Source organism: Brevibacterium sp. XM4083, assembly GCF_006489205.2.
GTDB lineage: Bacteria > Actinomycetota > Actinomycetes > Actinomycetales > Brevibacteriaceae > Brevibacterium.
In genome coordinates this window covers 304,377-323,000 of record NZ_VFYR02000005.1, presented here as the reverse complement: position 1 = coordinate 323,000, position 18,624 = coordinate 304,377, and the positions used below count along the sequence as shown (strand labels likewise).

The window sequence follows — 18,624 nt, the reverse complement described above, 5'->3', positions numbered from 1 at the left end:
GGTGACGCGAGCGGTTCGTGCAGAATGGTCAGCGCTTCGGGATCCGAGCCCGAGCGGAGATCGGAGTGCCCTCACGTGCGGTCGAGGAAGCGCAGGACGGCTGCGACCCGGCGGCTCGTCGTCTCCCCCGCCTGGAGGTCGAGTTTGTCGAAGATCGCGCTGATCGCCTTCTCCACCGAGCTGATCGAGACATAGAGGCGCTCTGAGATGCCGCGGTTCGACAGGCCCTCGGCCATCGCCTCGAGGACGTCGTGCTCCCGGGGGCTGAGCGCCTCGAGCGTCGACTGCCGCTCCGAGGTGCGCAGGAGCTGCCGGACGACCTCGGGGTCGATGACGGTGCCGCCGGCGGCGATGCGCATGACCGAGTCGAGGAACCTGTCGATGTCGGTGACCCGGTTCTTCAGCAGGTAGCCGACACCGACCGATTCGGAGCTGAGCAGCTCGGTCGCGTACTCGTGGAGGACGTACTGGCTGAGCACGAGCACCCCGATGTCCGGGTGGGTGCGCTTGATCGTCAGCGCCGCCTCGAGGCCCTCCGTCGTGTGCGTCGGCGGCATCCGCACGTCGACGATCGCCAGCTGCGGGGACAGGGCGTCGACGGCGGCGAGCAGCTGGGTACCGTCATCGACGGAGGCGACGACGGAGATCCCCTCGTCCTCGAGGAGACTGCGCACGCCCTCCCGCAGGAGGACGGCGTCGTCGGCGAGGACGACGCGCAGCGCGTCAGGGGTCGCCGGCGTCGGCGCATTCGTGCGGATGGGCTCAGTCATAGGGGATCTCCGCTCTCACTGTCGTGCCCTGACCCACGGGGCTGATGATCTCGAGTCGGCCGTCGAGTGCGCTGACCCGCCGGGAGAGGCCCTGGAGCCCGCCCCCGCGCAGGTCGGCGCCTCCCCGGCCGTCGTCGACCACCTCGGCGACCAGCGCGGACCCGCCGTCGTGGACGCGGATGGTGATCGCCGAGGCGTCGGCGTGCTTGACGACGTTCGTCACGGCTTCGCGGACGACGAAGTACGCGGCCGATTCGACGGCCTGCGGGATGCGCCTGCCCGGCTGCTCGAGGATGGACACCGGCACCGGGCAGTGGTCGGCGATGCGCGTGAGCACCGACGCCAGCCCGTGCTCGTCGAGGGCCGTCGGATAGACCCGCCATGCCACCTCGCGCATCTCGTCGATGAGGTCCTGGGACTGGACGAGCGCACTGTCGAGGAGGGCGGCCGCCTTCTCCGGGTCCTGTGCCCGGCGGGCCCGGGCGATGAGGACGGACAGGGACACGACGTTCTGCTGCACCCCGTCGTGGAGGTCGCGTTCGATGCGGCGGCGTTCGTCGTCGATGGCGACGACGACCCCGCGGCGGGTGGTGATGAGCTCCGTGATGCGGCTGTGGACGGCGGTCGGTCGGCTCACCTGCCCGGCGGAGGCGTCGATGCGCCCGTGCAGCCAGTTGCCGAGTTCGGCGAGGAGGACCGCGCCGATGAGGTTCGCCGCCCCGTAGAGGACGCCGACGAGCAGCAGCGGCTGGCTAATCGTCCACAGTGAGAAGCTGATCGTCACCCCGCCACCGGCGAACAGGCCCTGGATGAGCGCGCCGAGGGTGACGAAGACGAAGCCGGTGAGGAGGTTGACCACGGGCACGGCGATGAGGAGGGCGACGAGGCCGGTCAGGGCGAAGAATCCGCGCCCCGGCCGGGCGTCGGCGAGCACGATGCCCAAGGTCCGCTCCTGCCGGTTCCGCTCCCAGGCCAGGACGCGGCGGGAGAGCGCCGAGGCGGGCGGGAAGCATGCGGCGAGCAGCAGCGGCAGGCAGAGCAGGCCGCCCCACAGCACCCCGAGCACGGAGAGCGACCACCGCTTCAGGAACATGCGGGGTTCGCGCGGGATCGTCGCGGGCCACGGCATGGCTCGATCGTAGCAACGCAGGTCAGGGCGTCTGGAGGGGTCAGACCTCACTTCTCGTTCCGGTTTTCCGCATCATCGGCTCGGGTGAGCCCGCCCGCAGTCTGCGCTCCGCCTCGTACCGGCGGCCACGGCTGCGTCACTAGGGTCGATGACCATGGACTTCGCTCTCGACCTCATCCAGCAGACGCTGACCTCCCCGTGGCTCTATCTCCTCATCGCCGTCGTCGCCGCCCTCGACTCCCTCGTTCCGATCGTGCCCTCGGAGACCGTCGTCATCACCGCCGCCGCGTACGCCGTGACCGGCAGTCCGGCGGCGGCGGGCATCATCGCGGCGGCGACCGTCGGTGCGCTCCTCGGCGATCTCGCCGCCCACCTCGTCGGCCGCGGCGGCAGTCGCGCCACCGACAGGTGGGTCCGGTCGGCCCGGCTGCGCAGACTGCTCGCCTCGACGGCGGAGATGTTCGCCGTTCGGGGCGGCGCGATGCTCGTCGCAGGACGGTTCATCCCCGGCGGGCGGACGGCGACGACGATCGCCTCGGGGATGCTCCGCTATCCCCTGCCCCGGTTCCTCGCCGCAGACGTCCTCGGGGCGCTGGCGTGGGCGGCCTACTCGACGGGCATCGGGCTTCTCGGTGGGGCCGTCTTCGCTGATCAGCCGCTGTGGGGTGTCGTCCTCGGCGTCGGCATCGCGCTCACCCTCACCACCCTCGCCGAGGCGGTCCGCCGTCTCCGTGTGAAGCGGAGGACCGCAGACACCGAGTCCGCGACCGGCCTGACCGTCGGCCCCCGGAGCACGGTCCCCGTCACCGCAGACCCCGAGTCCGCGGTCCCCGCGCCTGCGGTCGGAGCCGCGGTCGCGGTACGACGGTGCGCTCCGGGGCCGCAGCGTTCGAGGCTCACGCGCTCCGGTCGAACTCGCCTGCTCGCAGCTGCACGAGAGTGAGATCGAGCAGCGGGGTGGGCACGCCGAGGTCGCGTGCCGTGGTCTGGAGGTGGCCGAGGATGTGCTCGGTCTCGTTCGGCAGTCCGGCCGTGACGTCGCGGTAGAGCGAGGAGGTGAAGGCGGAGCCCTCGGCGGTGAGCATCGAGAGGGTGGCGGCGCGCGCCCGCGCGGAGACCGGGTGGCCGGCGGCCATGGCGACGGCTTCGAGTTCGTCGATGATCCCCACGACGTGGGGTTCGCCGCCGGCGGCCATGATCGCGCCCACCGGTGCCCGGAAGAGGCACGTGACGACTCCGGCCGCGGCGATGAACACCCATTTCTCCCACAGGGCGTCGTCGATGCCGTCGATGACCTGGAGCCGGAAGCCCGGGACGTCGAGCGCGTCGACGACCGCGGGTGGGACCTCTCCCCCGCCGAGGCGGCCGATCGTCATCGTCGCGAGATCCGTCATCTGGACGATGTCGGCCCCGCGCATCGTGCCGACGATCTTGACGAGGCCGCCGAGCACCTGTCCGGGGAACTCCGCTTCGAGGCGGCCGATCTGCGCCATCCCGTTGAGGAACGGGATGATGAGGGTCTGGGGTCCCACGGCCGGGCGGAGGTCGGCGATGATCGATTCGAGGGCACCGGCCTTGACGGCGACGAGGACGAGGTCGACCGGGGTGGGGTCGGCTGCGAGCTCCTCCGCTGTCGTCACGGTCACCGGGTTCGTCCGGTCCTCGTCGGGGGCGATGAATCGCAGTCCGGTCTCTCTCAGAGCCTCGGCACGGGCGGGCCTGACGAGGAAGGCGACGTCGCGTCCGGCTTCGACGAGGCGGGTGCCGAAGGCGCCGCCGGTCGCCCCGGCTCCGGCGATGAGGATTGTCACAGGGTGCCGTCCTTCGTGGTCGTGCCAGTGGTCGTGCCGGTGGTCGTGTCGGGGTCAGCGGATGCCAGCTGCGCCCGCAGCCGAGCGGCCGCCTCGGCGGGGTCAGGCGCCTCGGTGATCGCGCGGACGACGACGATGCGCGTCGCCCCGGTCTCCTGCACCGCCCGGAGACGGTCACCGGCGGAGATCCCGCCGATCGCGAACCACGGCTTCTCCGTACTCCCGCTCACCTCCGCCAGCGGATCGAGTCCGGCGGCCGGGCGGCCCGGCTTCGTCGGGGTCTCCCACACGGGGCCGACGCAAAAGTAGTCGATCTCCGGGTCGGCGGCTGCGGCGAGCGCCTGCTCGACCGAGTGCGTGGACCGGCCGAGGATGACGTCGTCGCCGAGCACCGTGCGGGCCTGCGCGCTCGTCAGGTCGCCCTGCCCGACATGGAAGACGTCGGCGCCGACGAGGAGGGCGACATCGGCACGGTCGTTGACGGAGAAGAGCTTCCCATGCCGGCGCGCGGCATCGCCGAGGATCTCGAGGGCGGCGATCTCCTCCCGCGCTTCGAGACCCTTGTCGCGGAGCTGGATGATGTCGACGCCCCCGGCGTAGGCGGCGTTGAGGAACTCACCGAGGTCGCCCTGCTGCGTGCGGGCGTCGGTGCAGAGGTAGAGCCGGGCGGAGGCGAGCGCACGGGTCCGCGCGGCATCCGGCCCGGAGGCGTCGCGGTCGACCGGGTGGCCCGCGTGCTCAGCAGGGGCGGTGACAGGGTCTTGCACTGCGGGAGACGTTGGCATCGTGGGAACCATGCTCCTAGAGTAGAGGAGTTCGCGGGAGCCTCGCTGGGAGGCTGAGAGGGCTTCGTGCCGACCGCCTCACCTGATGCGGGTCATGCCGCCGGAGGGAGAATCGCATGGACGTCATCGTCGTCGGCGCCGGGATCATCGGCCTGGCCACGGCGTGGGAGCTGCACCGGCGCGGGGCGGCCGTCACCGTCATCGATCCGCACCCAGGCACGGGTGCCACATCGGCCGCGGCCGGGATGATCGCCCCTGCCGCCGAGATCGCGTGGGGCCAGACTCCGCTGTTTCCGCTCATGCGCGTCTCCGCCGACCTCTACCCCGACTTCACTGCGGCACTGACCCGGGATTCGGGGGCCGACCTCGGGGAGACGACGACCGCCACGCTCGTCTGCGCCGGGGACCGCGCGGATCTCACGGCCCTGTGCGAACTCAGCGCGCTTCAGTCCGCGGCCGGTTCCGACCTCGAACTGCTCACCGGTTCCCGGGCCCGCGACCTCGAACCCGCCCTGGCTCCCGGTGTGTGCGGGGCCGTCCTCATTCCCGGCGATCATGCGATCGATCCCCGGCGGGTGACGCGCGCGCTGCTCACCGTCCTCGGTGACCGCGTCATCGAGGATCGGGTGACGGGGCTGGTCGGCGAGGAGGGGTCACCGGCCGGCGAAGCCCCGGCTCGGACGACCGGAGTCGTGCTCGCCTCGGGGCGCCGAGCCCGCGCCGATCAGGTCGTGCTCGCCGCAGGCATGGCGCACAATGCGATCGCCGGGGCTCCGCCGCTGCCGCTGCGGGCCGTCCACGGCGATGTCATCCGGCTCCGCTCGGACCCCGACGCTCCCCCGCTGCTCACCCGCACGATCCGGGGACTCGTCGCCGGTCGGCCCGTCTACGTCGTGCCGCGCCCCGATGGGGAGCTCGTCCTCGGGGCGACGTCCCGGGAGGACGGTCAGGCGGGCATCCTCGCCGAGGGCGTCCACCGTCTCCTCCACGACGCCGAACGCCTCGTTCCCGGGCTCCTTGGATGTGAGATCACGGAGATCACCGCGCGGGCCCGGCCCGGTTCGCCCGACGACCTCCCTCTGCTCGGCCGCAGCGACCCCGGTCTCGTCGTCTCCACCGGGTACTTCCGCCACGGGGTGCTCCTCGCACCGTTCGGCGCCCGCCTCGGTGCGGATCTCGTCCTCGGCGCCGACTCCGCGTGGCTGCCCGTCGGTGCGCGCGAAGCCGTGGCACCGGGACGGTTCGAGCCCGACCCGCCACCATCACCGCAGCCACCTGCTGCGCCACTACTGACAGCAAGGAAGGGATCATGACCATCACTCTCAACGGCGACCGCCGGGACATCACCGCGGGCACGACCGCCCGCACCCTCGTCGAGGACATCACCGGACGGCAGCTGAGCGAGGACGGCACCCCGGTCGACGGCGGCCGCCTCGGGGTGGCCCTCGCCGTCGACGGCGAAGTCGTGCGCCGCGGCCTGTGGGCCGGCTTCACCATCACCGACGGCCACACCGTCGACATCGTCACCGCAGTCCAGGGAGGCTGACATGAGCTGGACCATCGACACCGTGACCTTCGACTCCCACCTCGTCATGGGCACGGGTGGGGCGAGCACCCTGCGCATCCTCGAGGACGCCCTGACCGCCTCGGCGACAGAGCTGACGACGGTCGCGATCCGCCGCTTCGACGCCGAAGCCAGGGATTCGGTGTTCGCGCTCCTCGAACGGCTGGGCATCCGCTCACTGCCGAACACGGCCGGCTGCTACACGGCCCGCGATGCCGTGCTCACCGCTCAGCTGGCCCGCGAGGCGCTCGAGACGAACTGGGTCAAACTCGAGGTCATCGCCGACGAGGACACCCTTCTGCCCGACCCCGTCGAACTCTTCCGCGCCACCGAGGAGCTCGTCCTCGACGGTTTCACGGTCTTCGCCTACACGAACGACGATCCGGCACTGGCGAAGCGGCTAGAGGACGCCGGGGCCGCCGCGGTCATGCCCGCCGGCGCTCCGATCGGTTCGGGCCTGGGCATCCTCAACCCGCACAACATCGAGACGATCGTCTCCCGCGCCCAGGTGCCCGTCATCCTCGACGCGGGCATCGGCACCGCCTCGGACGCCGCCCTGGCCATGGAGCTCGGGTGCACCGCGGTGCTGCTCGCCTCCGCCGTCACTCGTGCGCACGACGCCCCCGCGATGGCGCAGGCGATGCGGCTCGCCGTCGACGCCGGTCGTCTGGCGGCCGGGGCGGGACGGATCCCCAAACGACCGCTTGCGCTGGCCTCGTCCCCCGACGACGGACGGGTCACCGCGGAGACCGCCCGCACGACCTCGGTCGAGAACCTGGTGATGGGGCCGTGAGACCGCTCGTCGACCCCGGACCCGAGCTCACCCCCGCGGAGATCGCCCGCTACTCTCGGCATCTCAGCCTGCCCGATGTCGGGGTGACCGGTCAGCGCCGCCTGCGCACGGCGAAAGTCCTCGTCATCGGCGCCGGCGGTCTCGGCGCCCCGGTCCTCCAGTACCTCGGAGCGGCTGGGCTCGGGCAGCTGACCGTCATCGACGACGATGTCGTCGACGTCTCGAACCTGCAGCGCCAGATCCTCCATCGGGATGCCGATGTCGGCCGTCCCAAGGTCGAATCCGCACGTGACGCCCTGCTCCGGCTCGATCCCGCCCTCACCGTCGAGACCATCGCCGAGCGGCTGAGCCCGGACAATGCCCTCGAACTCTTCGCCGGCCACGACCTCGTCATCGACGGGGCGGACAACTTCGCGACCCGCTACCTGTCCAACGACGCCGCCGAACTCACCGGCACACCGCTCGTGTGGGGAACGATCTTCCGCTTCGAGGGGCAGGTGAGCACGTTCTTCCCCGGTCACGGTCCGATGCTGCGTGACCTCTTCCCCGACATCCCCGATGCCGATTCCGTGCCGAGCTGTGCCGAAGGCGGGGTGCTCGGGGTGCTCTGCGGTCTCGTCGGGTCGGTCATGGCCGCCGAGGCGATCAAGCTCATCTGCGGTATCGGCGATCCCCTGCTCGGCCGCCTGCTGCGGGTCGATGCGCTGAGCACGACGTTGACGACGCTGCGCTTCTCGCCCGACCCGGACCGGCCCGCAGTCACGGATCTCGCCGAGGTGGCCCTCGCCTGTGCGGCACCGGCGGTGGGAGCCCCGACTCCGGTCGGGGTTGCGGAGGTCACGGTCGACGAGGTCCGCGCGCTCACCCCGGCGCCGGTGATCGTCGATGTCCGGGAGGCGTGGGAGCGGGAGCTCGAGGCGATCCCCGGCAGCGTGCACGTCCCGCTTGCCGACGTCGTCGACCGCGGTTGGCAGTCCCTCGCCGAGGCGGTCGGCCCTGCCGCCGACATCGTCGTCCACTGCAAGTCGGGGGTGCGGTCGGCTCGCGCCGTCTCGGCAATGAGCAGCGAGGTGCCGCCGGACATCCGCATCCGGTCCTTGGCCGGAGGCATCGAGGCGTGGGCTGCGGCGGGGTCTACGCCAGTGCGCTGAGGCGGCGGCGGAGTCCGTCCTCGCCTGCTCGCATGACGAAGCCGTGCATGCCGGCGGAGACCGGTCTGAGGACCCGGACGGAGCGCCGACGCGTCGTCACGCACCAGGTCGAAGAGATCGCGGTGAGCGGCCCGGTGCGCGCGAGGGTCCAGACGCCGAAGCCGCGCAGATCGCCGTCGGCGACGAGGCGCACCTGCCGCGCAGGAGTGAGACCCTCGATGGACAGCGTGATGTCGAACGCGACGCCGAGGGGGCTGCGCACGGTGATCCCCGCGCGACTGCCGGGGTGCACACCGGAGTCGTCTGTGGTGGCCGCGGCGATGCCCGGCCACCACTGCGGCCAGGCCTCGACGTCGGTGAGGACCGACCACACCGCTGCGAGGGGATCGGCCACCCGCCACACCGACTCGAAGTGGAAGGGCGCGGACTCACCGGGGCGGGGCCGGGTGTGCTCGTGGCTCATGGCGGGCCTCCGTTCGACGCGTCGTCCTTCGACGGTAGTCTGGGTGGCGTGCCAGCCGAAAATCGCCGACCCCGCAGACCATCGCCGCTCGGCGGGCGGAAGCCGACGAAGGACGACCTCGCGCAGTTCGCCACCGACGATCCCGACGCCATCGACGATGTTCTCCCGGTCGGGCCCGGAGAACTCTCCCTGCTCATCGTCGGCATCAATCCGGGACTGTGGACGGCGGCGGTCAATGCGCCCTTCGCGCGTCCGGGCAATCGCTTCTGGCCCTCGCTCCATCGGGGCGGGCTGACCGATCACCTCGTCGATGCCTCGCTCGGTCTCTCCGCCGAGGACGAGGAGCATCTGCTCTCCCGGGGCATCGGGATCACCAACCTCGTCGGACGGGCCACTGCCCGGGCCGATGAGCTGACGAACGAGGAGTTGCGCGCCGGCGGTGCCCGGCTCGTCGCGCGCTTGGCCGAGATTCGACCGGCAGCCGTGGCGATCGCCGGGATCACCTCGTTCCGGATCGCGTTCTCCCAGCCGAAGGCGACGCTCGGCGTCCAGGACACCTCGCTCATTCCCGGCTGGCCGGAGGACGTCGCTCTGCGCGTCGTGCCGCAGCCGAGCGGGTTGAACGCGCATTACAACATCGCAGCGCTCGCCGACATCTGGCGGGAGACGTGGGCTGCCATCGAGCAGTGACGCTGCCCGGCTGACGACAGGGCCGCCGCGGGATCAGGGTGAGGAAGGTGCCGGGCTCATGGCCGGTCCGGATCGGTGCACGCCGTTCCCTCACGGAAGTGCACGCGGCAGCGGGCGACATAGGAGTCGAGGCCGCCGACGTGACTGGCGTCGATGTCGGTGGCGGCGCCGGTCGGCTGCGCGGCGATGCGCTCATGGAACACGGCGTCGCGGCCGCAGATCGTGCAGACTGCCGTGAGCTTCGTGACGTCCTCAGCGAGCGCCATGAAGGTCGGCAGCGGTTCGAACGGTGCGCCGTCGAAGGTCACGCAGAGGCCTTCGACGATGACCGTGGCACCCGTGGCCAGGAGGTCGTCGACGACCGGGACGAGGTCGGGACCGAAGAACTGAGCTTCGTCGATGGCGATGAGGTCGAAGTCCTCCGTCGCGGCGACCGCTGCGAGGTCGGTGACGTTGCCGACGGGGATCGCGGGAATGTTGACCCCGATGTGCGAGGTGACGGCCGAGAGTTCGGCGCGGGTGTCGAGAGAATGGCTGATGACGAGCGCGTTGACGCCCGCGATGCGAGCGCGGCGGACACGGCGCATGAGCTCTTCGGATTTGCCGGAGAACATCGGACCGGTGATGACTTCGAGGCGGCCGACCGGAGGCGCAGCGTTGGCGTGCATGGGATCAGCCTAGCCCGAGGCGGTGACACACAGGGGTCGGACCGGGGCACACGGGCGTCGGACCGGGCGCGAGATCACCTCAGTTGTCGACGGTGACCTTCTTCGAGTTCACGTCGACGGTCACCTCGGTGTCCGCGCTGCCGTCCTCGTAGTCGAACTGATACTCGACGCGACCGTCGTCGGATTCGAGCTTCCAGCTCGTCAGCCGCCCTGTGCCCTGCCCGGCGGCGAGGCCGAGCGCCTCGTCGAAGGTCATCGGGGCGCTGAGGTCGATGGCCTGCTCGGAGTCGTCGGTGGTGTCCTCGTCGCGGCCGACGACGTCGCCGGAGTCCGCATCGACCGTGACGTCGTAGTCCGTCGTGCCGGAGAGGATCTTCACCTCGTACTGCCACGCGTCGTCACGGCGGTCGTGGTCGAGTTCGATGGCGTGGACGGTGCCGTCGCCGACGTCGGTCTGCGCTGCGGTGATCGCGTCCTCGGGCGTCACCTGCGGCTGGGCTCTGCTCAGGTCGGCGTCGGCCGACAGCCCGGACTGACCAGTCTGTCCGGACTGACCAGTCTGTCCAGCTTGATCGGACTGGTCAGATTGCCCGGTCTGGCCGGCTTGTTCGCTCTCCTCAGCCGATGCGGAGCCGACCGCTCCGGCCTGCGTCGGCTGGCTCGACGCGGCGTCTGGGCTCTGGGATTTGGCATTCCCGCCGGCGCACCCGGTCAAGGCGAGGCTGAAGGCGAGCGTGACGACAGCGGCGAGGTAGGTCGGCTTCGCAGTCTTCATACCAATCACGGTAGCAACGCGGCCGAGAGCCCGTCAGGAATCTAAGAGAACTATCATCGGATCGGTCCGGGCCGACAAGTCGACCGCGGCAACGTGGTCGATCCGGGCAGCCTGGCCGGTCCAGGCAGCCGGTTCAGTCGAGGCAGAACTCGTTGCCCTCGGGATCGGCCATGACGATGAAACCGGCCTCCATCGGCGGTTTCGGTTCGAACCGCTGCAACCGCGTGGCCCCGAGGGCGACCAGTCGATTGCATTCGGCTTCGAGGGCGTCCATCCGATCGGCGCCCTGCAGTCCTGGAGCGGCACGGACATCGAGGTGGATGCGGTTCTTCACCGTCTTGTCCTCGGGGACTGTCTGGAAGAACACCCGCGGGCCGCGCCCGGCCGGGTCTTCGATCGCAGCACGCATGTCCTCCGGTCTCATCTCGACGCCGAGCCCCTCGAGGAACTCCCTCCACGCATCGAACGGATCCTGCCCGTCGGACAGCGAGGTCCCGGGTGGACCGGGGATGACGTAGCCGAGGACCTCTGCCCAGAACCTCGCGAGGAGGATCGGGTCATGACAGTCAACGGTGATCTGTACGGAACGGCTCATGATGTCTCCTCATTGAGATTCTGGCGCGTGTTGAGAGTCGGTGATTCTGACTGTAGCCGACCCCACGGACACGGCCGCGCCGGCTCGTCCCCCGCATGACGCGTGCGTGACGATCTCGTGTCCTCGATTCCGGCGCCCACGCTCCGAAGCGTCGCACTGCACAATCGGCGCCGCCTCCGAGCGACCTGGTCGGCAGCGCCGCATGTCCGCAGCCCGCAGCGACCACCGGCTGACCTCCACGCGGGCTGAGTCTTCCTGTGAGTCCGCCGCCGTGACCGGTCTCGGATGGCGCGCGCACCGCGGCCCCGCGTAAAATCACAACGGCCCTTTTCCCACTCATCCTCCGGAGGACTGCTTGACCACGCAGGAACACGACCTCATCATGCACATCGGACACGACGAGATCGTCATCCGCCAGCGCTACCAGATGATCAGCATCGCCAACGATGTCCTCATCGGCCTGTGGTTCCTCATCGGCAGCTTCATGTTCTTCTCCGATTCCCTCATGTTCGCCGGCACCTGCCTCTTCGTCCTCGGCAGCATCGAGATGCTCATCCGCCCGGTCATCCGCTTCGCCCGCCACATCCACCTCCAGAAGTTCCGCACCCCGGGCACGCTGACGACCGATTCGTCCTACGACTACTGAGCACGCCCCGCCGCTCACGCACCCCTGAATGGCGATACCGGCCGCGCTCAGACGTCGACGCCCGCCGCGACGAGGCGACCCCCGTCGAGCGTGACGATCCGGTCGGCGGCCGATCGCGCCCACCGTCGGTCATGGGTGACCGCGATGACGGCTCCGCCTCGCTCGCAGAAGTCCGCGACGACTGCGCTCAGCCGTTCCATCGCCGCCGCGTCCCTGCCCTGTGTGGGTTCGTCGAGCAGGAGGACCGCCGGTTCCGTGATGAGCGCTGAGGCGATGACGACGTCCTTCCGCCGCGCAGTCCCGAGGTCGAAGGGATGGGCCTCGGCCGCCTCGGTGAGTCCCACCAATGCCATCGCCGAGGCGACCGCCGCGGTCCGCTCTGCGACGACGGCCTCACGCTCACGCCGCCGATGCCGGGGCAGGGGCGCGGCTCGCCGCAGCTCGTTCGCCACCGTCGCTGCCGAGAGCTGAGTGCCCGGGTCCTGACCGACCCACCCGAGATGCGCGGCTCGCCGGCAGGCGGGCATGCCCGGCAGGGAGATGTCCTCGCCGAGGCGGTGCACGCTCATTGCGCCCGTCACCGTGGCCCTGCGGTCGAGGAGGCCGAGGAGCGCCCGCAGCAGCGTCGACTTCCCGGCGCCGTTCGCCCCGGTGAGTGCGACGAGCTCACCCGGATGCAGTCGCAGGTCGACGCCGTCGAGGACCACCGCCTCACCCCGTTCCACCCGCAGGCCGTCGATCGTGAGCACGGGCGCACCGGATGCGCGTGGGTGAGGGGCCTGCTGTCCTGCGTCAGGTTCGGCGGGCACCCGCTCAGCGGATTCGGAGGCGAGGGCGACTGCGTCTCGGGACCGGCCGGGTGCACGCCCCGGCACCGATGTCCACACCCCGTGCCCCGCGATCGCCGCGTCCCCGAGGGAGGACGGTTCCACGGCGGCGCTCAGTGTGCCCGAGGAGAGGAAGCTGACGGCATCGCAGGCCTCGGCGACGTCGTCGAACTGATGACCGGTGAGGAGGACCGCGCCCCCGGAGTCCGTGTGGGCGCGCAGCCCGGCGATGAGACTGCGGCGCATCCGCGGGTCGAGTGAGAGCGCGGGCTCGTCGAGAACGAGGAGCACGGGGTCGAGGGCGAGCAGACCGGCAAGCGCGACGAGCTGCCGCTGTCCACCGGACAGCGTGTCGAGACGTCGGTCCCACAGGCCGTCGAGACCGAAAGCACTGAGCGCGGCCGCCATCCGCGCGCTGTCGGCGGCCACGCCGTGGAGTCGGCTCGGCAGCTGCACCTCGTCGCCGACGATGCTCGTCATCCCCGACAGCTGCGCCTCGGGATCGTCACCGAGCATGACGGCGCTGTCGGTGACGACCGCGTGGCCGGTCACGGTCGCCTGCTCGCTGAGCAGTCCGACGGTGAGCCGGGCCAGTGTCGAGGTCCCCGCCCCTTGCGGACCGAGCACCGCGTGCATCCGTCCGGGATCGAGTCGCAGGCTGATGTCGGAGAGCGCCGGCATCACCGCCGTCCGGTACGTGACGTCGACCCCGGCGAGGTCGAGCACGGCGCTCATCCCCAACCTCCGAGGAGCGTGTCGGCGCTGGGCAGGGGCAGGAGGCCTGCCACCGAGGCGACGACGAGGATGAGCGTGAGAACGGGGCCGCCTCGGCGGATGAGGGACTGCACCCGACCATCGCGGTGATCCTGCAGGGCGACGGCGTGGTCGGAGCGGGCGAAGCCGCGCTGGTCGAGGACCTCATGGCGTTGGTCGACCCCGACGAGCAGGGAGGTGAAGAGGCCTGCGACGATGCGCGGGAGGAGCCGGATGCGCATTCCCCAGCGGTGCGTCGGCCATCCGCGGGCGGCGAGGGCGTCGAGGACTTCGGTGGTGTGTCGGCGCACATCCGGGATGAGGCTGAGCGCGGAGGCGCAGATGTAGGCCACTGCTGCGGGCAGGCGGAGGGCGATGAGACCGTCGAAGAGCCGCGCGGAGTCGTTGCCGAGCCCGAACAGCGCGCCGAGGGCGATGAGCGCGGTGACCCGCAGCCAGATCTGCGCGGCGATCGCGAGTCCTTCGACGGTGACGCGAACGGCCCCGGACTGCCAGAGCACGGTCACCGCCGGCCCGGGGTAGAAGAGTCCCTGCACGAGTCCGACGACGATGAGCAGCGGCAGACTCAGTGCCGCCACTGTCAGCGCCCATCGGGCCAGAGAGACCCTCCTCGTCGTCACCGCTGCGATGAGCGTGCCGAGGATGACGGCGGCGGGGACGACCGGCGACGGAATCCCGAACACGAGGAAGAGGGCGCAGGCCATGACAATGAGGTCGGTGGCCGGGTGCCAGGGGGTTCGGGATTCCGGGATCGCTGTCGCCATTCAGCTCAGACGCGCGGCGCGCGCCTGCGGGGGACGGCTGTGCTCGGTGAACGGGTACCTGTCGAGGATCCGGCGGGGCAGGGTGCGGAGCACGAGGTAAGCGAGGCCGAAGATCAGCGCCTTGTCGATGATGTCGGAGACGATGCTCTGGGCCAGTGTCGCCGCGAGCATCTCCTGTCCGGCCGCTTGGAGGACCGCGACGATGCCACCGGTGCCGGCCCCGAGTCCGCCGCCGAAGACGTAGGCGGCCACCGGGGCGCCGAGGGCTGCGGCGGGGATTCCCGCGAGCGCTCCGGTGAGAACCGCGAACCAGGGGGTGCGGAAGGCGCCGAGGCGGGCGGCCCATCCGGCGGCGGCGCCGATGAAGGCAGCGCCGGTGGTGAAGGCGATGACGCTGGGGTTGAGGGTCACTCCCCAGATGAGGTTCGAGATGATGCCGGTGAACGCTCCGGCTGCCGGTCCGGCGAGAACGCCGATCATCACGGTGCCGATGGAGTCGAGGTAGAGCGGGATCGGGGTGAGCGTGCCGACGACCTGGCCGATGACGATGTTGAGGGCGATGGCTACGGGGATGAGCGCGATGATGCTGCGCGGAATGAGCGGCAGGGTGCCGGCCGCGAGGAGGATGCCGCCGGCGAGGTACCCGGCCATGACCCACAGGGTGGTGTGGCCGAGGTCGGTGCCGAGGTTGGCGGGCTGCGTGAGGAGGACGACGAGGTAGGTCGCGAGGATGACGGCGGTGCCGAGGACGGTGAGGGTGAGAGTGATGGGGGTTTGTCCGGGACCAGTCGGTGCGGCTGGCCCCTGCCCAGACAGGGTGCGGGTGGTCGTGTCTCTAACCATGGTGTGGTCCCTTCTTCAGTGTGGCGCCGAGGTGGTCGAGGAAGAGGTCGGCAGCGATCGAGCGGATGATCTCTGCGTTGGGTTCTCTCCCCCACCGCCCCAGCCAGTCGGCGACGGTTTCGCCTCGTGTGAGTGTACCGGTGAGTTCGACGTCGACCGGTGCTGTGGCGCTTCGCGCCCAGGGCAGGGTGCTCTCCGGCCGGTCGGGTTCGCGGGCCCACGCGAGGGCGCAGGCGACGACGAAGGGGTCGTGGATGTGGGCGAGGTAGCCGAGTCCGTCCCATTCGTGGAACTCGAAGTAGAAGCGCAGGGCCTCGCCGAGTTCGCGGAGCACGGCGTGCCACCGGTCGTCCGCATCGCCTGAGAGGATGGCCGCCCAGCGTTCGGGGGTCATCGCCACGGCTTCGGTGGCTTCGATCGGGGCGATGACGGGCAGAGCGATGTCGGGGAGCTCGCGACGGGCCCGGTCGAATGCCGCGAGGACGGCGGCGGTCGATTCGGGGTCGAAGGTGACGTTCCATTCCGTCGTCGGGTGCGTGTTGCCGCGGTAGTTGAAGGCCCCGCCCATGATGAAGAGACGGCGGAGCAGGAGAGGCAGCCGGGGTTCGATCTCCAGGGCGAGCGCGAGGTTCGTCGACGGCCCGATGACGATGCCGATGAGCTCGCCGGGGTGCGCGCGGGCGGCGTCGACCCATGCCTGTGCCGCCGAGGTGGGGCTGAGCGGCACCGTCGGTTCCGGCAGGGCGGCGTACCCGGCACCGGTCTGACCGTGGGTGAGGTCCGCGTACTCGATGTCGGCGGTCTCGGGCTCTCCCGCAGTCGGTCCGGGTGGCGTCTGTGCGCCCGCTGATTCCTGGCGAACCAGCGGCAGGGCATGGCCCGGGTGGACGGGGATGTCGTCGCGTCCGGCGAGCGTGAGCCACCCCAGCGTGTTCTCGACGACCTGCGCGGTGGGGACGTTCCCGCCCGAGGCGGCGATGCCGACGACGTCGATGTCGTCCTGGCAGAGGAGGTAGGCGAGCGCGATCGCGTCGTCGATGCCCGGGTCGCAGTCGAGGAAGAGCGGCAGAGTCATACGGTCATTCTGCCGGATCTGCCGACCCGGAGAGCTGTCAGAAGGGACTGGGGCCGCTGGAGTAGTCCGGCGGCATCATCCTCCACTGGTCCGCCCACCGCGAACGTCGTCTCCCCCGTTGCCAATTGCCGCATGCCTGTGTCGAGCCGCGGCGGACGTACTGACAGCAGAGATAGATCGCTGCCGGTGTCGGGGCGTCGACTCGTTCGCGCCCGAACGGGTAGTCGTCCTCCGCGAAACCGAAGATGTCGGTGTATCCGGCGGGACCGTCCATGCCGGGGAATCCGACTCCGTCGTCGTACCCGGCGGTGTCGACGTATTCGCGCCGGTCCGACCAGTCGAACCGATCGACGGTTCGGCCCGTCTTCAGGTGGCCGTATCCGATGCCGCGTCCGTCCCCTCTCGGGTCAGCGAACACTCCGATGTCGGTCAGCTCTTCGGCATCCAACCTGCCGCCGATGGTCGAAGCGAAGATGCCCCGAGCCAGCAGCGGCCGTGGTGCGAAGGTGAAGACTTCGCGGAACAATTGGCAGTCGCAGTGCTCTGCTCCCATTCCTCGCAGTCGCGGGATCAGTGCGGTAGCCCTCGGTGCCGTCTGCTCCCGGAAGCGCTCGGCGAAGCGATGAGTGTCGTCGCACCCGAACTCGGCGAGTTGTCGGTGGACGAAGCAGACGACGCATTCTCCCGGCAGGGGGTTGAGCCGCGACTCTGAATCGTCGTCGAGGTGCCTGATCTCTGGGTTCTCCGTGATGTTGTCCATGACCTCACGGTGCCATCCGGCACTGACATGAGAGAGACTCAGGTCACAGAGAGTTTCGAGTCATCTACGATTCTCCTTCCCCGGTGTGCGATTGCCCGAGCCGTCCACATCGGGTCGCATCCCGGGCTGCGCACCGAGAACCGCTCCCGCGCGATCAGACGATTCAGCATCGACGACCACCGCCGATCCATAGACTGAGCAGATGACCACTCTCGTCATCGGTGAGGCCCTCATCGACATCGTCGCGACTCCCGACGCACCCGACAGGTACGCCCCTGGAGGCGCACCGGCCAACGTCGCACTCGGCCTCGGTCGCCTCGGTGACGAGGTCGCTCTGCTCACGGACCTCGGAAATGACTTCCACGGCGGATTCGTCCTCTCCCACCTGCGGGCCTCGAACGTCACCGTCCACGCGTCCCCTCAGGGTGCGACCTCGACCGCGCGCGCGACGCTCTCCGCCGACGGGTCGGCTGAATACGACTTCCACCTGCGCTGGAATCCCGATCCGACACCGGTCAAAGATGAGCGCTGGGAGGCCCTCCACATCGGGTCGATCGCGGCATTCCTGTCACCCGGGGCAGCGACGATCGACGACCTGCTCGACGACCACCGCGCGTCGACGCGACTGGTGACGTTCGACCCGAACATCCGACCGACGATCATCGGCGGGCACGCGGCGGCGTTGGCCCGCTTCGAAGAACTCGCCGCACGCGTCGACGTCCTCAAGCTCAGCGATGTCGATGCCGATTGGCTCTACCCCGACCTCGCCGAAGAAGCACAGGTCGATCGCCTGCTCGGCCTTGGTCCGGACCTGGTGGCGATGACTCGCGGGGGTGAGGGCGCAATCCTGGCGACCGCCTCGGCGCGGGTGAGGGTGGCTTCGGCTCGGGTCGACGTCGCGGATACGATCGGGGCCGGGGACACGTTCATGGTCTCCCTCATCCACGATCTGCATGCCGCGACGTCGGCGGTGTCCGACCTCGGCATTGCGGAGCTGACGTCATTGGGCGACATGGCATCGGCTCTGGCCGGGATCACCGTCGGCCGTATTGGCGCCGACCTTCCGTGGGCTGCGGATCTCACGAACTGAGGAATGCGCCGAGCTGTCGCAGGCAGATGTCGTGGCCGTTGCGGTGACCGTCGATCATCCCCTGACCGACGAACGAAACGACCTGGTCGACGAGCTCGACTCTGGTGCCTGTCGAGGTGGCCGTCAGGGTCCAGGTGATGATGGCGGTCGAGAGGATCTCGTCGGCTTTGGTAAGCGTCTCGGTGGTCACGATGTGACGCTCCGGCATGAGAGCGCAGTACTGCCCAGTCGATGCGAACTCCAGTGCTCCAGGCGCCCCGCAACGGGCGCGGATCGATCCACCGGGGCGGAATTCGTCGATGTCGCAGACCATCTCCTCCCCTTCGGGGACTCCCCACTGCACGCGCTGATCTGTATCGGCGAAGGCGGTCCACACTGCAGAGACCGGGTGTGCGATATCAGCACCGAGGCTGATCGTCGCGGTCACAGGTGCGCCCTGATCGTCTGCGAACTCACTCACCGAAGAACACCACCTGGTCTCCGTCCGGATCGGTGATCGGGAGAATGCGGCACCCGACCCCAGGGGACGGCGAGTCCTGCTCGCTGCCGACGCTGATGCCGGCCATGAGTCTGCTCTCCATGATCGCTCCTTCGGGATCAGTATTCAGACCAAGGCGATTGCATTCTGCAACTGCTTTTTCCATGGAACCA

23 protein-coding genes and 1 riboswitch are annotated in these 18,624 nt (G+C 70.0%); of the genes, 8 read left to right on the top strand and 15 right to left on the bottom strand.

Translation table 11 applies throughout. The annotated features are described in order from the left end of the window. Positions 1-71 precede the first annotated feature (71 nt). Both FJ887_RS16680 and FJ887_RS16675 read right to left on the bottom strand, forming a co-directional pair. The gene (locus FJ887_RS16680; protein ID WP_140955645.1) at positions 72-770 is read right to left on the bottom strand and encodes a response regulator transcription factor; all 699 of its coding nucleotides are present in this window, start codon (positions 768-770) and stop codon (positions 72-74) included. Next, a complete protein-coding gene (locus FJ887_RS16675) occupies positions 763-1,899 on the bottom strand; it encodes a sensor histidine kinase (RefSeq protein WP_140955644.1) in 1,137 nt (378 codons plus the stop codon). The genes FJ887_RS16680 and FJ887_RS16675 overlap by 8 nt, the downstream gene beginning before the upstream one ends. Before the next feature lie 148 nt (positions 1,900-2,047). On the opposite strand from FJ887_RS16675, the gene FJ887_RS16670 reads away from it, so the two are divergent. After that, a complete protein-coding gene (locus FJ887_RS16670) occupies positions 2,048-2,842 on the top strand; it encodes a DedA family protein (RefSeq protein ID WP_250786269.1) in 795 nt (264 codons plus the stop codon). Here FJ887_RS16670 and FJ887_RS16665 read toward each other — a convergent pair. Together FJ887_RS16665 and thiE are read right to left on the bottom strand one after the other, a co-directional pair. Beyond that, positions 2,796-3,710, bottom strand: coding sequence for a 2-dehydropantoate 2-reductase (locus FJ887_RS16665; protein ID WP_140955643.1), 915 nt, complete (start codon positions 3,708-3,710; stop codon positions 2,796-2,798). The two genes, FJ887_RS16670 and FJ887_RS16665, sit on opposite strands and share 47 nt — an antisense overlap. After that, positions 3,707-4,495: a thiamine phosphate synthase gene (gene thiE / locus FJ887_RS16660; RefSeq protein ID WP_140955642.1), complete on the bottom strand. Its 789-nt coding sequence runs from the start codon at positions 4,493-4,495 to the stop codon at positions 3,707-3,709. Before thiE ends, FJ887_RS16665 begins: the two co-directional genes overlap by 4 nt. A gap of 23 nt (positions 4,496-4,518) precedes the next feature. Continuing rightward, positions 4,519-4,621, top strand: a riboswitch (TPP riboswitch). Here thiE and thiO point away from each other — a divergent pair. From thiO to moeB, 4 genes are all read left to right on the top strand, one after another. Beyond that, a complete protein-coding gene (gene thiO / locus FJ887_RS16655; protein ID WP_140955641.1) occupies positions 4,612-5,808 on the top strand; it encodes a glycine oxidase ThiO in 1,197 nt (398 codons plus the stop codon). (Overlaps the previous riboswitch by 10 nt.) Next, positions 5,805-6,041, top strand: a complete 237-nt coding sequence (thiS, locus tag FJ887_RS16650) for a sulfur carrier protein ThiS (protein ID WP_137824667.1) — start codon at positions 5,805-5,807, stop codon at positions 6,039-6,041. Before thiO ends, thiS begins: the two co-directional genes overlap by 4 nt. A 1-nt stretch (position 6,042) precedes the next feature. Next, a complete protein-coding gene (locus tag FJ887_RS16645) occupies positions 6,043-6,852 on the top strand; it encodes a thiazole synthase (protein WP_137824668.1) in 810 nt (269 codons plus the stop codon). Next, positions 6,849-8,003 (top strand): molybdopterin-synthase adenylyltransferase MoeB, encoded by a 1,155-nt coding sequence (moeB, locus tag FJ887_RS16640; RefSeq protein ID WP_140955640.1) that lies wholly within the window; start codon positions 6,849-6,851, stop codon positions 8,001-8,003. The genes FJ887_RS16645 and moeB overlap by 4 nt, the downstream gene beginning before the upstream one ends. Here moeB and FJ887_RS16635 read toward each other — a convergent pair. Continuing rightward, positions 7,987-8,466 carry an SRPBCC family protein gene (locus tag FJ887_RS16635; protein ID WP_140955639.1) on the bottom strand — a complete coding sequence of 160 codons (480 nt, stop codon included), beginning with the start codon at positions 8,464-8,466 and terminating at the stop codon, positions 7,987-7,989. The genes moeB and FJ887_RS16635 overlap by 17 nt on opposite strands. Before the next feature lie 48 nt (positions 8,467-8,514). Between FJ887_RS16635 and FJ887_RS16630 the strand changes: the two genes are divergently transcribed. Continuing rightward, complete coding sequence (locus FJ887_RS16630) at positions 8,515-9,156, top strand: mismatch-specific DNA-glycosylase (RefSeq protein WP_140955638.1); 642 nt, start codon at positions 8,515-8,517, stop codon at positions 9,154-9,156. Between the two features lie 56 nt (positions 9,157-9,212). Here the strand turns inward: FJ887_RS16630 and FJ887_RS16625 are convergent, their stop codons facing one another. From FJ887_RS16625 to FJ887_RS16615, 3 genes are all read right to left on the bottom strand, one after another. Then, entirely contained in the window at positions 9,213-9,824 is a 612-nt protein-coding gene (locus tag FJ887_RS16625; protein WP_140955637.1) for a thymidine kinase, read from the bottom strand. Positions 9,825-9,903: 79 nt separating this feature from the next. Further along, positions 9,904-10,599, bottom strand: coding sequence for a PepSY domain-containing protein (locus FJ887_RS16620; protein ID WP_140955636.1), 696 nt, complete (start codon positions 10,597-10,599; stop codon positions 9,904-9,906). Between the two features lie 133 nt (positions 10,600-10,732). Further along, the gene (locus FJ887_RS16615) at positions 10,733-11,194 is read right to left on the bottom strand and encodes a VOC family protein (RefSeq protein ID WP_137824674.1); all 462 of its coding nucleotides are present in this window, start codon (positions 11,192-11,194) and stop codon (positions 10,733-10,735) included. A gap of 355 nt (positions 11,195-11,549) precedes the next feature. Between FJ887_RS16615 and FJ887_RS16610 the strand changes: the two genes are divergently transcribed. Beyond that, positions 11,550-11,840, top strand: a complete 291-nt coding sequence (locus FJ887_RS16610) for a YrhK family protein (protein WP_219993839.1) — start codon at positions 11,550-11,552, stop codon at positions 11,838-11,840. Positions 11,841-11,887: 47 nt separating this feature from the next. Here the strand turns inward: FJ887_RS16610 and FJ887_RS16605 are convergent, their stop codons facing one another. Genes FJ887_RS16605 through FJ887_RS16585 form a run of 5 tightly spaced genes read right to left on the bottom strand, consistent with a single transcriptional unit; the run spans position 11,888 to position 16,883 of the window. Beyond that, the gene (locus FJ887_RS16605; protein WP_140955635.1) at positions 11,888-13,402 is read right to left on the bottom strand and encodes an ATP-binding cassette domain-containing protein; all 1,515 of its coding nucleotides are present in this window, start codon (positions 13,400-13,402) and stop codon (positions 11,888-11,890) included. Further along, positions 13,399-14,205, bottom strand: a complete 807-nt coding sequence (locus FJ887_RS16600) for an energy-coupling factor transporter transmembrane component T family protein (protein WP_140955634.1) — start codon at positions 14,203-14,205, stop codon at positions 13,399-13,401. The genes FJ887_RS16605 and FJ887_RS16600 overlap by 4 nt, the downstream gene beginning before the upstream one ends. After that, positions 14,206-15,048 carry a histidine kinase gene (locus FJ887_RS16595; RefSeq protein WP_140955633.1) on the bottom strand — a complete coding sequence of 281 codons (843 nt, stop codon included), beginning with the start codon at positions 15,046-15,048 and terminating at the stop codon, positions 14,206-14,208. Next, a complete protein-coding gene (locus FJ887_RS16590) occupies positions 15,041-16,123 on the bottom strand; it encodes a nucleoside hydrolase (RefSeq protein ID WP_140955632.1) in 1,083 nt (360 codons plus the stop codon). The genes FJ887_RS16595 and FJ887_RS16590 overlap by 8 nt, the downstream gene beginning before the upstream one ends. A 37-nt stretch (positions 16,124-16,160) precedes the next feature. After that, positions 16,161-16,883 (bottom strand): DUF2695 domain-containing protein, encoded by a 723-nt coding sequence (locus tag FJ887_RS16585; RefSeq protein WP_140955631.1) that lies wholly within the window; start codon positions 16,881-16,883, stop codon positions 16,161-16,163. 202 nt (positions 16,884-17,085) lie between these two features. On the opposite strand from FJ887_RS16585, the gene FJ887_RS16580 reads away from it, so the two are divergent. Then, complete coding sequence (locus tag FJ887_RS16580) at positions 17,086-17,973, top strand: carbohydrate kinase family protein (protein WP_140955630.1); 888 nt, start codon at positions 17,086-17,088, stop codon at positions 17,971-17,973. Here FJ887_RS16580 and FJ887_RS16575 read toward each other — a convergent pair. After that, positions 17,963-18,433 carry an SRPBCC domain-containing protein gene (locus tag FJ887_RS16575; RefSeq protein ID WP_181365673.1) on the bottom strand — a complete coding sequence of 157 codons (471 nt, stop codon included), beginning with the start codon at positions 18,431-18,433 and terminating at the stop codon, positions 17,963-17,965. The two genes, FJ887_RS16580 and FJ887_RS16575, sit on opposite strands and share 11 nt — an antisense overlap. Continuing rightward, on the bottom strand, positions 18,426-18,554 hold the full coding sequence (locus FJ887_RS18445; protein ID WP_284711319.1) for a hypothetical protein: 129 nt from the start codon (positions 18,552-18,554) through the stop codon (positions 18,426-18,428). The genes FJ887_RS16575 and FJ887_RS18445 overlap by 8 nt, the downstream gene beginning before the upstream one ends. Positions 18,555-18,624 lie beyond the last annotated feature (70 nt).